This window comes from Thermotomaculum hydrothermale (genome assembly GCF_016592575.1).
GTDB classification, from domain to species: domain Bacteria; phylum Acidobacteriota; class Holophagae; order Thermotomaculales; family Thermotomaculaceae; genus Thermotomaculum; species Thermotomaculum hydrothermale.
In genome coordinates this window covers 2,106,809-2,122,504 of the sequence record NZ_AP017470.1, presented here as the reverse complement: position 1 = coordinate 2,122,504, position 15,696 = coordinate 2,106,809, and the positions used below count along the sequence as shown (strand labels likewise).

General features: G+C 34.8%; 14 protein-coding genes and 1 tRNA gene. 5 read left to right on the top strand and 10 right to left on the bottom strand.

The genetic code is table 11. The features are described from left to right. Positions 1-43 precede the first annotated feature (43 nt). Positions 44-808, top strand: coding sequence for an enoyl-ACP reductase FabI (locus TTHT_RS09870; protein ID WP_408033919.1), 765 nt, complete (start codon positions 44-46; stop codon positions 806-808). Between the two features lie 62 nt (positions 809-870). Here TTHT_RS09870 and TTHT_RS09865 read toward each other — a convergent pair whose 3' ends face one another. The 10 genes from TTHT_RS09865 to dnaN form a co-directional block, all read right to left on the bottom strand. Continuing rightward, a complete protein-coding gene (locus TTHT_RS09865; protein WP_201327812.1) occupies positions 871-2,019 on the bottom strand; it encodes a hypothetical protein in 1,149 nt (382 codons plus the stop codon). Between the two features lie 15 nt (positions 2,020-2,034). Continuing rightward, positions 2,035-2,871, bottom strand: coding sequence for a lipase family protein (locus TTHT_RS09860; RefSeq protein ID WP_201327811.1), 837 nt, complete (start codon positions 2,869-2,871; stop codon positions 2,035-2,037). Positions 2,872-3,111: 240 nt separating this feature from the next. Beyond that, a complete protein-coding gene (locus TTHT_RS09855) occupies positions 3,112-4,719 on the bottom strand; it encodes a sensor domain-containing diguanylate cyclase (RefSeq protein WP_201327810.1) in 1,608 nt (535 codons plus the stop codon). A 106-nt stretch (positions 4,720-4,825) separates the two neighbouring features. Beyond that, positions 4,826-4,902, bottom strand: a tRNA-Pro gene (locus TTHT_RS09850). Positions 4,903-4,924: 22 nt separating this feature from the next. Continuing rightward, entirely contained in the window at positions 4,925-6,382 is a 1,458-nt protein-coding gene (locus TTHT_RS09845; RefSeq protein ID WP_201327809.1) for a menaquinone biosynthesis decarboxylase, read from the bottom strand. 13 nt (positions 6,383-6,395) lie between these two features. Further along, the gene (gene fsa, locus TTHT_RS09840) at positions 6,396-7,043 is read right to left on the bottom strand and encodes a fructose-6-phosphate aldolase (protein WP_201327808.1); all 648 of its coding nucleotides are present in this window, start codon (positions 7,041-7,043) and stop codon (positions 6,396-6,398) included. A 23-nt stretch (positions 7,044-7,066) separates the two neighbouring features. Further along, positions 7,067-9,493, bottom strand: coding sequence for a DNA gyrase subunit A (gyrA, locus tag TTHT_RS09835; RefSeq protein WP_201327807.1), 2,427 nt, complete (start codon positions 9,491-9,493; stop codon positions 7,067-7,069). Between the two features lie 10 nt (positions 9,494-9,503). Beyond that, a complete protein-coding gene (gyrB, locus tag TTHT_RS09830) occupies positions 9,504-11,903 on the bottom strand; it encodes a DNA topoisomerase (ATP-hydrolyzing) subunit B (protein WP_236578218.1) in 2,400 nt (799 codons plus the stop codon). A 23-nt stretch (positions 11,904-11,926) separates the two neighbouring features. Beyond that, positions 11,927-12,910 (bottom strand): DNA replication/repair protein RecF, encoded by a 984-nt coding sequence (gene recF / locus TTHT_RS09825; RefSeq protein WP_201327805.1) that lies wholly within the window; start codon positions 12,908-12,910, stop codon positions 11,927-11,929. Next, on the bottom strand, positions 12,910-14,034 hold the full coding sequence (gene dnaN, locus TTHT_RS09820; RefSeq protein WP_201327804.1) for a DNA polymerase III subunit beta: 1,125 nt from the start codon (positions 14,032-14,034) through the stop codon (positions 12,910-12,912). The genes recF and dnaN overlap by 1 nt, the downstream gene beginning before the upstream one ends. Before the next feature lie 305 nt (positions 14,035-14,339). Here dnaN and TTHT_RS09815 point away from each other — a divergent pair, with 305 nt between their 5' ends. The 4 genes from TTHT_RS09815 to TTHT_RS09800 are packed head-to-tail and all read left to right on the top strand — an operon-like array spanning position 14,340 to position 15,637. After that, the gene (locus tag TTHT_RS09815) at positions 14,340-14,609 is read left to right on the top strand and encodes a EutN/CcmL family microcompartment protein (RefSeq protein ID WP_201327803.1); all 270 of its coding nucleotides are present in this window, start codon (positions 14,340-14,342) and stop codon (positions 14,607-14,609) included. Further along, complete coding sequence (gene rpiB, locus TTHT_RS09810) at positions 14,606-15,109, top strand: ribose 5-phosphate isomerase B (protein WP_201327802.1); 504 nt, start codon at positions 14,606-14,608, stop codon at positions 15,107-15,109. The genes TTHT_RS09815 and rpiB overlap by 4 nt, the downstream gene beginning before the upstream one ends. Next, the gene (locus TTHT_RS09805; RefSeq protein WP_201327801.1) at positions 15,096-15,359 is read left to right on the top strand and encodes a EutN/CcmL family microcompartment protein; all 264 of its coding nucleotides are present in this window, start codon (positions 15,096-15,098) and stop codon (positions 15,357-15,359) included. Before rpiB ends, TTHT_RS09805 begins: the two co-directional genes overlap by 14 nt. Continuing rightward, entirely contained in the window at positions 15,356-15,637 is a 282-nt protein-coding gene (locus tag TTHT_RS09800; RefSeq protein WP_201327800.1) for a EutN/CcmL family microcompartment protein, read from the top strand. Before TTHT_RS09805 ends, TTHT_RS09800 begins: the two co-directional genes overlap by 4 nt. Positions 15,638-15,696: the final 59 nt, after the last annotated feature.

The window sequence follows — 15,696 nt, the reverse complement described above, 5'->3', positions numbered from 1 at the left end:
ACCGTTGTTTAAAGCATAAAGTAAGGGGATGGAGGAGAGAATGATTGATTTAAAAGGGAAAAAAGCACTTATTTTTGGTGTTGCAAACAAGAGAAGTATAGCCTACGGAATTGCATCGCAATTGAAAAAAGCAGGTTGTGAGCTTGCTTTTACCTATGCAGGAGAGGCATTGAAAAAAAGAGTTATCCCAATTTCAGAGGAATTGGAAGGAAAATTTTGTGTTCAATGCGATGTAACAAAAGATGATGATATAAAAGCAGTGGCTGAAAAGGTAAGTAAAGAGTGGGGCAAATTTGATTACCTTGTGCATTCTGTTGCCTTTGCCCCTCAGGATGAATTAAAGAACAAGTTTATTGAAACAACAAGGGAAGGGTTTAAAACAGCATTGGATATAAGCGCCTACTCTTTGATTGCACTGGCAAGAGAATTTTCACCTCTAATGAACGAGGGTGGAAGCATTGTTACAATGACCTATCACGGCTCAACAAAGGTAATAAAAAATTACAATATAATGGGTGTTGCAAAGGCGGCTTTGGAGTGCTCAGTAAGGTACCTTGCCGTTGATTTAGGAGAGAGGGGAATAAGGATAAATGCAATTTCAGCAGGACCTATTAAAACCCTTGCAGCGGCAGGTGTTGCAGGATTCAGAGATATTCTCCATGTAATTGAGGAAAGGTCTCCCTTGCACAGAAATGTAACCATTGAAGATGTGGGAAACACAGCTGTTTTTCTACTTTCAGATGCAGCAAGGGGAATTACAGGGGAAATAGTTTATGTTGACAGTGGTTACAATATTTTAGGAATGTAATAAGTCTATAATTAGACACAAAAAAAGCGGGGAAAATTCCCCGCTTTTTTTTTACAAAAGTTTTACTTTATTTCTGAATTTGATGGATTATCTCCATACTTTTTAGCAGCATCTATTTTTGATTTGGGAAGGATAGGCTTTTGCATTCTTTTCTGTTTTAAAAGAAATCTATCTTCGTCAAAATCTTTAAACTGATGAACAAAAATCTCTTCTTCAGCCTCAACCCCTAAAGTCTCCATATTCAATACCCTTACAATAGCCCTGTTTGCTGCAAAAGCCTCAACAGGCCTTGGAAGAACAACATTTTTGCTATTGCCGTTTAACTCAACATCATCCCTGACATATGCAAGGGCTCTGTCTTCGTTGCCAAAAATAATTTCAACCCTGTATTTACCCTGAGCTGCAGCAAGGGGAACAACAATTGAACCACCCTGTTCTACTACTCCACCATCAATAAAAGTGGTAGGATTTGTTACCATAAAAGAAGCAGTTGCGTCTCTCATAAAGGGAGTGCCATCTTTTGTAACACCAATTGCTTCAACTTTTACCATTTCAGGCTTAAAAGGTTCATCTGTATCGGCAATTATGCTTGCAGTGAAAATTCCATCACCTTTAACCTCGTCAGGATATTCACCGTCATCTTTCAAATAAACAATTTCTCCACCTTTTATAACAGCCTTTACCATTGTTTTAATAGAGGAAACATTATCTCCCAAATCGGCTTTAATTGTAACAGTATCACCAACCCTTACAGAGAGAGGTTCGGCAACTACTTTCAATGCAATAGGACTATCTGGTTCACTGATAACAACATCCACAGCACTTCTCTTTGCACTTTTAACATTAAAAACAAAGGTATGATATCCAGTGGTTAGATTCTTTCCATCAACCCTTGTACCCATACCCGGAACTTCCATGTTTTCAAGTTCTGGGGTATGGAATCCCCTTGCCATTAATTTATAGACAGAATCCATATAAACTGAATCTGCCTTTTCGCCTAAAAGAACAATTATGGGGTTTTTAGATGAAATAGGCGCATTTACAACAACCTTGCCGTTGACAATATCACCGTGAACAACAAAATACTTTGTGGTATGAACTGGGGCTTTACCTTTAACCACAGGCATTTTGCCATTTAAAACACCTGATTCAAGAGAAAATCCCAGAAAACTGCAAAACAAAACAATTGCTAATATTTTCATAAATTTCATATCTTCCTCCGCAAATTAGAAATCGGTTGCAAGGGCATCGCCGATTTTTTTATAGTCGTTTCTTCTGTTGTGGTGATGGTTTGCCTCTGTCCTGAACCACTGGTAACCTACAGCTTCCGCAGAATACTCTGAAACCATACCGTCATCTTCGCCAGGCATACCAACAACACCTGACAGTGTGGCAAGACCAATATCCTGATAATGGAATTTAGTCCAATAATCATTCCATAAACCATACCCTGAAATCCAGTACCATGGTTTTGGAAGGGCAGGTCTACCTTCAGTGCCTTTAAGCCAATACTGATTATAATAAGCCATCCAGTCTGTTCTACAATTGTGGGTGGAATTTGTGTTTTCATTTAATAAATCAACAAGCCAGCCTGTTAACCATGAGCCTTCAAGGTCTCCTGCAAAATCTGCGGCTTCACTTCCCTTTTGAGGTGCAGCAATTGCATTAACCCACCTTGTGGCATTAATAATTGTAGGATATCTGGAATCCCAATCAGGGTTTGAAAAAATCCACCTAATAACAACTCCTCCAAAGGAGTGTGTCTCTATTACAAGGTCATCAATTCCATTCTGGGTAATAAAATCGTACAATTGCCCTGCCACCTGATCGGCAGCAACCCACATATAGTCCTCACCATTGTAATGGCAAACACACAGAGGAATTGAAAAGTCATGGCTTGCAGCCCTCAACATGTCGGTTGTCCAGTAATCCCAGGCAACAGAAGCATTGGCTAAATCAGCATCTCCTTTGCCATGTACAAAGGCAATTCCAGTTTTTGCTTGAAGGTTAATAACAAATAGACCAAAGACAAAGATAAGAAAAAGCAATCTTTTCGCACGCATAAATGCCCTCCCACTAAATTTTCAAAAAAACCTTCTTTGGTTGATAAGTTAAATTTTAAAATATGAAAACTTTTTTGACAAGAAAAAATTTGAGATATGTCACATTTTTTTAATTTTTTATTTACACCAAACAAAAGAGATATTTGTTTTTTAAAGAAATTTTATTAAATAAAATAAGAAAAACTTTTTTTGCTAATTTTACTTTTTTAGCCAAGAGAAATTAAAAAATTTTAGATTGTTTCAAAAGACAACTTTATTTTTTCCACTTTTCTTTGCCTGATATAGTTTTTGGTCTAATTTGTTGAGCAAATCGTTAATACTTTTTTCACCTGAATATTGAAAAACACCAGCGCTAATTGTTACCTTCTGAGGTATTGAAAAATCATAACATTCAATTTCTCTGCGAAGCTTTTCCGCTATCATCTTAGCCTGTTCTAATGTAGTTTCAGGACAAACAATTAAGAATTCTTCTCCTCCCCATCTTGCTGCAACATCAGTTTTCCTGATTGATTTTAAAACAATATTAGCAATTTCTCTTAAAACATCGTCCCCTTTAAGATGTCCATAGGTATCGTTTATCTTTTTAAAATCATCTATATCAAATAAAATTACTGAAAAATTTGTGTTATACCTTTTAGCACGGTTAAATTCGTCAATAAGCTTTTCATATAGTTTCCTTCTATTAAACAAACAGGTTAAAGAATCTGTTATTGACATTATCTCAAGTTCTTTGTTTACCGATTGTAATTCAACATTTTTTTTAAACAATTCATTTTCTGTTAACTTTTCTATTGATAATGCAATTTCCCCTATTTCATTTTCAGGATAATTATAATCTGAACAACAAATCTCACACCCTTTAACAATAGCATCTACCCTGCCTTTTAACATAAAAATTGGTTTTAGAAATTTCTTGGATAAAACATTTGCAAGCCACCAGCCAATTATTAATGAAATAAATATAGCAATTACAATAGCAATTAGAATCTTCTTTAAAATTAAAAAAAGAATTTCATTTTTGTCCATTATCGTTAAAACAATCCAGTTTAGATCTTCCAGTTTGCTGTAGTATGCAATTTTTTCTTTGCCCTGAATTTTGACAGAAAATGTTCCATTTGATTTTTTAAAAATTTCAGGTTTATTTACAACATTAATAATCTTTTGACCTATTAAATTTTTATTTCTGTTTATCAATATTTTGCCTTTTTTATTGATAATATAACTTTGAATAGTTTTAAATCCTTTTGTTTTTTTCTGTAAATTATAGGCAATGTTCTCTGCAGAGGAATCTATAGAAACCACCCCCGAAATTTCGCCATTATCATCAATTAATGCTTTACTTATTGATACAAGCCATTCCTTTGTTTTTATTTCTCTATAAGGAATACCACCTGATGTTTTAGGATATGATTTTACCGCAGTTATATACCATGGCCTTAGCCTTGGATCAAAGTTTTTGGGGGGAGTCCAGTTGTTAATTAAAATGCTTCCATCCTTATACCCTGAATAAATATAATTTATGTCTTTATCACTTTCTTTTAGTGCTTTATAAATCTCCAGCACCTGATTTTTTGCTTTTTTATCAAGGTAAATAGCATTTCTAATTGCATTTATTCTGCTTAAAGTTTCAACATAATTTTTTAATTTAATAAAGTGGCTTCTTACCAAATAGTTAATAGCTAAATTCTTTTGCTCAATAATAGATTTTGCCAGCTTTATATTGGTGTAATAAAGGGAAATAGTTAACAAAGCCCCGAATGATAAAAGAATAACAAAAGCTGTTAAAACTATTTTTCTAAAAATCTGATTTTTTAAACTACCTGTTTTAATTTTTTTTAATCCAGACATAATAAATATTAATTTGTGAAAATATTTTCATAAGTTAGTATACTAAAAAAATTTTTAAACAAAGTCAAGTTTAGGGGATTTAAAGCAAAAACGAGGCAAAATAAAATGGTCGGGGCGAGAGGATTTGAACCTCCGACCTTTCGGTCCCGAACCGAACGCGCTGCCAGACTGCGCTACGCCCCGACAAAATGCGGCAAACATGATTTTACTTTTTTAACCCCATTTTTTCAAGAATTTTGTCAACCTTATCAACCACCTCTGTTTCCATTACAATATCGTCTGGCCATTCCCTTACAAAGCCTTCTGAACTCCATTTTTTTGTGGCATCAATACCTATCTTTGTGCCTAATCTTTCAATGGGAGAGGCGTGGTCTAACACATCAAGAGGCCCGTCGGTAAAGAGAATATCCCTTTTAGGGTCAACATTGTTTCCAACTCTCCACATTACATCATTTAGATTGTGAACATCAACATCTTCATCAACAACAATTATTATCTTTGTAAACATCATCTGCCCCAATCCCCATACTGCATTCATAACCTTTTTTGCGTGCCCAGGATACTCTTTCTTAATAGAGAGTATTGCAAAGTTGTGAAAAACCCCAAAAATAGGAAGATTCATATCAACAACCTCTGGAAGCTGCACCTTTAATAATGGAAGGAATATTCTCTCTGTTGCCTTTCCCATATAACAGTCTTCCTGAGGCGGTTTCCCAACAACTGTGGCTGGGTAAATTGGGTCTTTTCTCATTGTTATACATTTTACATGAAATGTGGGATAGTAATCTGCAAGGGAGTAGTAACCGGTATGGTCTCCAAATGGGCCCTCTATCCTCATATCATCAAGGTCAACATAGCCCTCTAAAACAATCTCAGCATTGGCAGGTACAACTAAATCAACTGTTTTGCACTTAACAACAGGCAATCCTTTTTTTCTCAAAAAGCCTGCAAAAAACAATTCGCTAATCATTGGTGGAAGCGGTGCTGTTGCAGAATATGTCATTGCAGGGTCTCCCCCTAATGCAACTGCAACCTCAACCTTTCTCTCTCCCTTTTTACCAGCATCTCTTAAATTTTTAGCCCCATCGTGGTGTATGTGTATGTGCATTCCAGTGGTTGTTTTATCGTAAAGTTGCATCCTATACATTCCGCAATTTATCTTTCCGTCAGGGGACTTTGTAAATACAAGGGGCAATGTTATAAACCTACCGGCATCTTTAGGCCAGGTTTTTAATACAGGTAGCTTTTCAAGGTCAACATCTCCACCTTGAAGGACAATTTCCTGACAGGGTGCTTTTTTAACAATTTGAGGCTTGTAATTTGCTATTTCGTTTAACAAAGGCAACTTTTTCAGTGAATCAAAAAAACTTGATTCAAGGGGGGGGATTAACTCTTTTAATAGAGCATCTATCCTTTCCCCTATTTCGTCAAGGCTCTCAACCCCTAATGCAATAGCCATTCTCTCCATTGAGCCAAATAGGTTTGTAACAACAGGTATGTTGTGCCCTTCAACATTTTCAAAGAAGAGGCCAGGGCCGTGCATTTTTGATATTCTGTCTGTAAACTGAGAGATTTCAAGAATGGGAGAGAGTTTTTCTTTTACCCTCAACAAGTCTCCCTTTTTTTCAAGTTCTGAAATAAACCAGCGCAAATCCCTTTTCATATTTTTCCCTTAATTACTTTTTGTTGGCCTTTTCCCAATCTTCAAGAAATCTTTTAATTCCAATATCAGTTAAAGGGTGTTTTATAAGCTGGTAAACAACCTTTGGTGGAATTGTGGCAATGTCTGCTCCTGATAAAGCAGCATCCCTTACATGAAGTGGGTTTCTTATTGATGCAACAATTATCTCAGTCTGCAAACAGTAATTGTCAAATATCTGCCTAATTTCGGGAATTATTGAAATTCCGTCGTGCACAATGTCGTCAAGCCTTCCAACAAATGGTGAAACATAGGTTGCCCCTGATTTTGCAGCAAGAAAAGCCTGCATAGGGGTAAAAATAAGGGTGACATTTGTTTTGATATTGTTTTCAGCACACCATTTTACAGCCTTTAATCCTTCGGCGGTCATTGGGATTTTGATTACAATGTTTTCATGCCACTTTGCAATATCTTCAGCCTCTTTAATCATTCCCTCATAATCAAGGGATATTACCTCTGCTGAAACAGGACCGTTTACAATGTCGCAAATTTCAAGAACAACCTCTTTAAAATCCCTTCCTTCCCTTGCAACTAAAGAGGGGTTTGTAGTTACTCCATCGCATAAGCCTATGTCATTTATCTTTTTTATTTCTTCAACATTTGCAGTATCAATAAAAAATTTCATGCTAACCTCCAAAAATTTATATTTTAATCAAGTTCGTTTCTTGCAATCTTTGCCGCACCGGTTACAACATCGTTTCCGTTTAAAGCCAAAAGCCTTACCCCCTGGGTATTTCTCCCTATTCTACTGATTCCAGAAACCTTTACCCTTATTGCTTTACCTTCAATTGTCATTATTACTATCTCATCGTTGTCGTCAACTGTTAATACCTTGACAACCTTTCCTGTTTTTTCAGTTACCTTCATATTGATTATTCCAGTACCTCCCCTTGATTGGAGTCTGTAATCTTTGATTGAAGTTCTCTTTCCATAACCAAACTCAGATATTGTCAAAACATCGTTGTCGTCTGAGACAATGTCCATTGAAACAACAATATCTCCCTTTCTCAAATTTATTCCCTTGACTCCGCTTGCAGCCCTTCCCATTGGCCTTACATCTTTTTCATTGAATTTGATTGACATACCGTTTCTCGTTGCTATGAAGACTAAATCGTCTCCCCCTGAAACCTTTGCTGAAATAAGCGTGTCCCCTTCCCTTAAAGTAATTGCAATAATTCCACTCTTTCTCGGGTTTGAAAAAGCAGACACAGGTGTCTTCTTTACAAGCCCCTTTTCAGTTGCAAAGACTATGTATTTATCCTCAAGGTCTAATTCCTTTAATGAAACATAGGCTGCAACCTTTTCATCTGATTCAAGTTGAAGGAGGTTTGCAATTGACCTGCCCCTTGCCCCTGTTCCATACTCGGGGATATCGTAAACCTTCAACCAGTGGCATTTTCCCTTTGTTGTAAATATTAAAAGGGTTTGATGGGTTGAGGCAATAAAAACATGTTCAATAAAGTCTTCCTCTTTTGTCGAAGTTCCCCTTATCCCTTTGCCACCTCTCCTCTGTTTTCTGTAAGAGGTTATCGGGGTTCTTTTTATATAGCCCTCGCCACTTACGGTAATCACAACATCCTCTTCCTGAATAAAGTCTTCAATTGAAAACTCCTGCTCATCTGGAATAATCTGGGTTCTTCTTGGATCTCCGTACTCTTCTTTTATTGCAAGGAGTTCATCTTTAATTATTGAATAAACCCTTTTTTCACTTTTCAAAATATCCTCTAAATCGGCAATAAGCTTTAAAATGTTTCTGTATTCTTCAAGTATCTTCTCCCTTTCAAGCCCTGTTAATCTCTGGAGTTTCATATCAAGTATTGCCTGAGCCTGCTTTTCTGAGAAGTTAAACCTTTTTATTAAATTTTCCTTTGCAAGTGAAGGGTTTTTTGATTTTTTGATTATTGCAATTACCTCGTCAATGTTTTCAATTGCAATTTTCAAGCCCTCTAAAATGTGTGCCCTTTCCCTTGCCTTTCTTAACTCGTACCTTGTCCTGTTTATTACAACCTCTTTTCTGAAAGATACAAACTCTTCAAGCATACCTTTCAGGTTTAAAACCTTTGGCTGAAGGTTAACAAGGGATAGAAAGATTATTGAAAAGGAAGATTGTAGCTGGGTGTGTTTATAGAGGTGATTTAATACAACCTGTGGAATTACCCCTTTCTTTAACTCTATTACGACTCTTATTCCATCCCTGTCTGATTCGTCCCTTATATCGGCAATTCCTTCAATCTGTTTGTTTCTGACAAGGTCAGCTATTTTAGTAATCAGATTTGCCTTGTTTACCTGATAGGGGATTTCAGAGATTATTATTCTATCCCTATCACCCTTTACTTTTTCAATGTTTACCTTGCCTCTTATTACAACCCTTCCCCTTCCTTCTTCATATGCTTTTTTAATTCCTGACATTCCGTAAATTATTCCACCTGTCGGGAAGTCTGGGCCTTTTACATGTTGCATTAACTCTTTAACAGTTATGTTTGGGTTTTCAATTAAAGCAATTATTCCGTCAATAACCTCGTTTAAGTTGTGCGGAGGAATGCTTGTCGCCATACCTACCGCAATACCTGAGCTACCGTTTACGAGAAGGTTGGGAATCCTTGCAGGCAAAACAACAGGCTCGTTTAATGAACCGTCGTAGTTTGGCTGAAATGGTACAGTCTCTTTTTCAATATCTTTAAGCAATTCGTGGGCAATTTTAGCCATTCTTATCTCTGTATAACGCATTGCTGCGGCAGAATCTCCATCAACTGAACCAAAGTTGCCCTGACCGTCAACAAGAGGGTACCTCAGAGAAAAATCCTGAGCCATTCTTACAATTGCATCGTAAACAGCAGAATCACCGTGAGGGTGGTACTTACCTATAACATCACCGACAATCCTTGCAGACTTTTTATACGGCTTGTTGTAGTCATTTTTCATGTCGTACATTGAATAGAGTATCCTTCTATGGACAGGCTTTAACCCATCTCTAACATCTGGAATAGCCCTGCCCACAATGACACTCATTGCATAGTCAAGGTACGACTTTTTAACCTCTTCTTCTATTTCAATTTTTCTAATATCTTCTGGCATGGTTTACCTCTTATATATCAAGATTTTCAACATCTAACGAATACTCTTCAATAAATTTCCTTCTTGGCTCAACCTGGTCTCCCATCAATCTTGAGAAAACCTCGTCAGCCTCAACCGCATCGTCAATTGTTACCCTTAAAAGGGTTCTTGTATCAGGATTAAGGGTTGTTTCCCATAACTGCTCTGGATTCATTTCACCTAAACCTTTGTACCTCTGGATAGTAATTCCTTTTTTAGATAGGGAATCAACAGTGTCCACAAAATCAAAGAGATTGTTCACGCTATCGACTTCCTCATTATCCCTTATAATTCTTATCTCTTTGTTAAAATAGTTACTTAAATGCCTGTAAAGGTTTAAAAGCACAATATACTCTGGAAGAGAAACAAGTTTTTGGTCTATCCTGTTTCCTGAAAAAGCAACATTATCAATTGACACAACAACATAGTATGATTCACCATCTTCGTCAAAACCTACTTCACTTACATTAAAAAGGTTTTCTTCAAGCATTTCTTTTAATTTGTGGATATTTGCAGAGTCTTTAAAGTAATCCCCGTTTCTAACCTCATTTTCAAGTAAAAATAAAATCAGGTTTTCCCTGTAACCTCTCTTAAAGAGTTTTTGAAGGAAGTATCTCATTTTTTTCGCATTCTTAATAATATCTATCCACTTGGATTTTCTAACCCTCTCTTCCCCCTCAATCCTAATTGAATACTTGTCAAAAAAGTTTTCCACCAAAAATTCATTTAACTGGTCTTCGTCTTTTAAATAGGTCTCTTTTTTCCCGCTTTTAACCTTATACAAAGGTGGTTGTGCAATATAAAGGTATCCCTTTTCAACAACCTCTTTCATTTGCCTGAAAAAGAATGTCAATAGCAATGTTCTTATATGGGCACCGTCAACATCAGCATCAGTCATAATTATAATTTTGTGATACCTTATTTTGCTTATATCAAATTCTTCTTTTCCTATTCCAGTGCCAAGGGCAGAAATTATTAGTTTAATCTCTTCGGAGGAAAGGATTTTATCAAACCTTGCCTTTTCAACATTCAAAATTTTTCCCTTTAATGGAAGTATTGCCTGAGTTTTTCTATCCCTTCCCTGCTTTGCTGAACCGCCTGCTGAATCTCCCTCAACTAAAAACAACTCTGCCCTTGCAGGGTCTTTTTCCTGACAATCGGCAAGCTTTCCTGGAAGATTTGAAGAATCAAGGGCACCTTTTCTCCTTGTTAACTCCCTTGCCTTTCTTGCTGCTTCCCTTGCCCTTGCAGCATCTATAGCCTTTTGTATAACAGCCTTGGCAACAGATGGATTTTTATCAAAGTAATCCATCAGGTATTCGTAAACAACAGAATCTACAATGCTTTTCACTTCAGAAGATATAAGTTTATCCTTTGTCTGGGAAGAGAATTTTGGGTCAGGGTGTTTAACAGAAATAACAGCAGTTAAACCTTCCCTTACATCGTCTCCACTTAATCTAATATTTTTCGCTTTTGGAAAATTGTTCTGGTTTAAATATTTATTTATACACCTTGTCAAAGCAGTCCTGAAACCTTCAAGATGGGTTCCACCGTCTTTGTTTTTAATATTGTTGGTAAAACAGTATATATTTTCAGAGTAGCCATCATTCCATTGCATTGCAATCTCAACAATTGTCTGGTTTTTGGGAACCTCAAAATAGATAACCTTTTTGTTTATAACATTTTTAGTCCTATTTAAATGTTCAACAAAAGATCTTATACCGCCTGAGTAGTGGAAACTTTTACTTTGCCCGCTTCTTTCATCTTTAAGCTCAATTAACAACCCCTTGTTTAAAAATGATAATTCTCTAAGCCTCTGGGCAAGTATGTCAAACTCAAACTCTATATTTGTAAAAATATCAGGGTCTGGCCTGAATGTAATCTTTGTACCTGTCCCTTTGGCTTTACCAACAACTTCAAGGGAAGTAATAGGCTCTCCTCTTGAATACTCCTGTCTGTAAAGCTTTCCATCCCTTTTAATTTCAAGCTTCAAGTACTCAGATAAAGCATTTACAACAGAAACACCCACTCCATGGAGACCACCTGAAACCTTGTAGGAAGAGGCATCAAATTTACCTCCCGCGTGAAGCACAGTCATTATTATCTCTGCCGCAGGCTTCTTTTCCTCAGGGTGAATATCCACAGGAATTCCCCTTCCATTATCTTCAACTGTTACGCTATTATCTATATGAACTGTTACTTTTATTTTGTCACAGTACCCTGCTAAAGCCTCATCAACAGAGTTGTCAACAACCTCAAAAACCATATGGTGAAGGCCTGTCCCGTCATCAGTATCACCTATGTACATTCCTGGCCTTTTTCTTACACCCTCTAAACCTTTTAAAACTTTAATACTGGAAGCGTCATAGTTCCCGTTGTTTAAATTTTCCATACTATCTTTTTCCATATTTACCCCTATAAACTTATGAGATTATAATTAAAATCTGAATACCTATCTTTATCTGTTGTGGTGAGTATTATCTGAAAATTCTCCAATACATTGTTTAAACAATATTGAAGATTTTTAGAGTCAAACTCAGAATCGAAATCATCAAGAAGAAGAACAGGTTTTTTTCCACTTTTTTCAGCAAAAGCTTTTCCCACAGCAGTTAACACATCAAAAAATATGTTTTTCTGCTGGCCAGAAGAATAAAAAAATCTCATATCCCTATTTTCTTTAAGTATATAAAACCTGTCTCTATGACAGCCTGTAAGTATTTTTTTTTCTTTAAATTCTCTATCTAAAACACCACTGTTGTTTTCGTTTAGAGAGTTTTCTTTATATAAAATAAAATTATCTTCTCTTAATAAATTGTTAATTTTTTTTACAAATTTTTTTCTTTTTTCTCTAATAATCTTACTTCGCTCCAAAAGTATTGTATTCCAAGGTAATATGCTATCATTTTTCACATTTAAAGTCAATAAACGCCGCTTTTGTTTGAGAGCTTTTAAGTATTCATTATAGGCCTTTAAATACCCTTTATCGTACAAACTTAAAATTATGTTAAAAAATTTATACAAAGTAATCAAATCTGTTCTTACAAAATTCAACAATCTTCCATTAAAAACAAAAAGAGGGTAGGATAAATAAATTTTCGATAACTTTTCCTTTTTACCGTTAAATAAAATTTCTTTTTTATTTTCTAATTTTGAATAGGTTACTACTATTGAATTTCCTTCTATTTCAGTCTTTACTTTTAGAAATTCTTTTCCTTCCTTTACAAGATTATTTATTCTTCCTGTTAAAAATGATTTTCCCCGTAAACACAGTGATATTCCCTCTAAAACAGTAGTTTTTCCACTTCCGTTTTCACCTTCTATTAAAGTAAAATTGCTATCTAAATTTAATTTTTTCTCTTCAAAACACCTTAAATTAATACAACTAAAATTTTCAATCATTAATTGATTATCATTGGGTTAATCAAGAATGTATAATCAACCCCGTTTTTGTGAAATTGAAAAAATGTGAAACTTTCAGAATTTTTATCCATTAAAGCCTTAACCTCTTCAACATCAACAACACTAAAAAACTGATTTAAATGATTTATATTATAGCCTGTCTTAAAGGATTCCCCCTGGTACTCCACCTCTTTTTTAACAATAGCTACACTTCCCTCAACATCCTGTAAACTTGCCGTAAAAAATCCTTTTTCAAATTCAAAAACAACTTTATCAGAATACTGTCCATAAAGAGGCATTAATTCTTTTAAAGCATCTTTCATATGTTTAACTTTAATAACAATTTCAACAGCATCTGAAGATGGATTTAAAAATGTTTTGTAATTTATAAAATTATTTGCTAACAACCTTGAAAATAAAACTCTTGGCCCTATTTTAAAGAATATATTTGATCCATCCCTTCCCAGTAATAACTCATCATCAAGGGATGAAAGCTGAATCATTTTCTTTAATTCTAAAAAGGTTTTTTTAGAGACAACAAAATTTTCCTTTTCCTCAAAAAAAGGCTCCATTCCTGAATAACTTGCAACAAATAATGTATGCCTGTTTGAAGCGGCAAAGTTTAAAGTTTCATTCTCAAAATCAAAGAAAACACCGTTTAAAGATTTATCCTTTATAATCTCGTTGTTTATTGAAATTGAAATTGTTGAAATTACATCAACAAGTTGAGATTTAGGAAGAATAACGCTTTTTTCATCAAAATCATAATCAGGAATTACAGGGTAATTATCATCAACCTGTGCATTTACTGAATAAAATCTTCCATCTTTTTCTATTTTCAAAGAAGTATTGTCAATCCACATTGTTAATTCACCTTCAGGAAGTACCTTGACAATATCAAACATAACCTTTGCAGGAACTATTACTATCCCCTCCTCTTCTATATCGGCTTTTATACTTACTGTTAAACCTACTTCAAGGTCTGTTCCTTTCAGGTATAATCTATCGTTTTCCGCTTTTATGTACATATTTGAAAGAATAGCTATGGTTGATTTTTTTTCCACTATTCCATTTATTAAAGTTAACTCTTTTAAAAAATCGTTCCTGTCAATTGTTATTTTCATAGTATTACTCCTTTTAAAATATATTCTTAAGATATTTTAACAAATTATAATAAGTTTTGTGAATTTGTTGAAAATTTTATTTAAAGCTAAAAAAACTTTTTAATTTCAATCTTTTATAAAAATTTTTTGTTAATTTTTTATCTTAAAAAAGTGTTATTTATTTTATTATTTTTTTGTTTAAAACCTGTGGAAAACTTATTTAAATCCACAGGGTATTTTTTTAAACATTTTTTCCACAGATATTTCTCCTATTTATATTCACTTTTTTAGAGGATTTTCTTATTTTCTGATAAAATAACCTTGCTATGATATACGGGAAAGTTATAGGTTCTGTCTGGGCAACTCAGAAGGTTGAAGATTTAAAAGGTTTAAAATTTCTTATAGTTCAGCATTATTCTATAAAAGGTGATGCTTTGAACAGTTTTACTGTTGCGGTTGATGCTGTTGGGGCTGGGGCAGGTGAGATGGTTTTAATGGCACAGGGTTCTTCTGCAAGGCAGACTCCAATAACAAAAGGAAAGCCTGTTGATGCAGTTATAATGGCAATTGTTGATAAATTGGAATTTGAAATATGAGTATTGAAAAGATTGTAAAAGAGATTTTAAAAGAGATTGAAGGCAATTCAGGAAACTTAATTGTAATTGGTAGTGATCACGGGGGTTTTGAGTATAAGGAATTTTTGAAATCGTATCTTGAAGAATTAGGCTATTCTGTTTTTGATTGTGGTTGTTTTTCAAAGGAATCTGTAGATTACCCTGATTTTGCTTATAAAACAGGCATAGAATTTTTTGATAAAGGTGCAAAATTTGGAATTTTTATAGATGGTGCTGGAATAGGAAGTGCTATTGTTTTAAACAAAATAAAGGGAATAAGGGCTGCCCATTGCTCAAATACATTTGAGGCTTACAATGCAAGGGCACACAATAACGCTAATTTTTTAACTTTAGGTTCAAGGGTTATAGGAACTGAATTAATGAAATTAATTGTGGAAAAGTTTTTAACCACTGAATTTGAAGGTGGTAGGCATTTAAAGAGGGTGAATAAAATTATTGAGATAGACAATGCTAATAGGTAAGGTGATAGGCAGTATCTGGGCAACAAAGAAGCTTGATAGCTTTGAAGGAAAAAAATTGCTACTAGTCCAACCCTTTGATGAAAATTTAAAACCTGAAAATAGGTATATTGTTGCTGTCGATACTGTACAGGCTGGAAAAGGTGATATAATTTTTTATGCGACAAGCAAGGAAGCGGCAATACCTTTTAAAAACGACAATATGCCAGCTGATGCGGCAATTGTTGGAATTATTGACGGTTTTTCTCTATGATTTTGTGTAAGGTTTTAGGAAGTGTTTATTCAACAAAAAAGAACAGAAACTTTGAAGGTTATAAAATTATGCTTGTTAGGGAAATAACTCCAGATGGAAAATTTAAAGGAAAGCCTTTTCTGGCTATTGATGCTACTGACTCTGGTAAAAATGATACTGTTTTGGTAATAAAGGATGGGGGAAGTTTGCAGATAATAACCAAATCAAAAGAAATCCCGGAAAATGCTATAATTGCCGGGGTTGTAGATCAGTTAAATATTGAGGTGAGAAATGAATAAGGATATTTCTAAAATTGTTGAAGAGATACTTTCTTCATTTGATGAGGAAGAAAAATTAA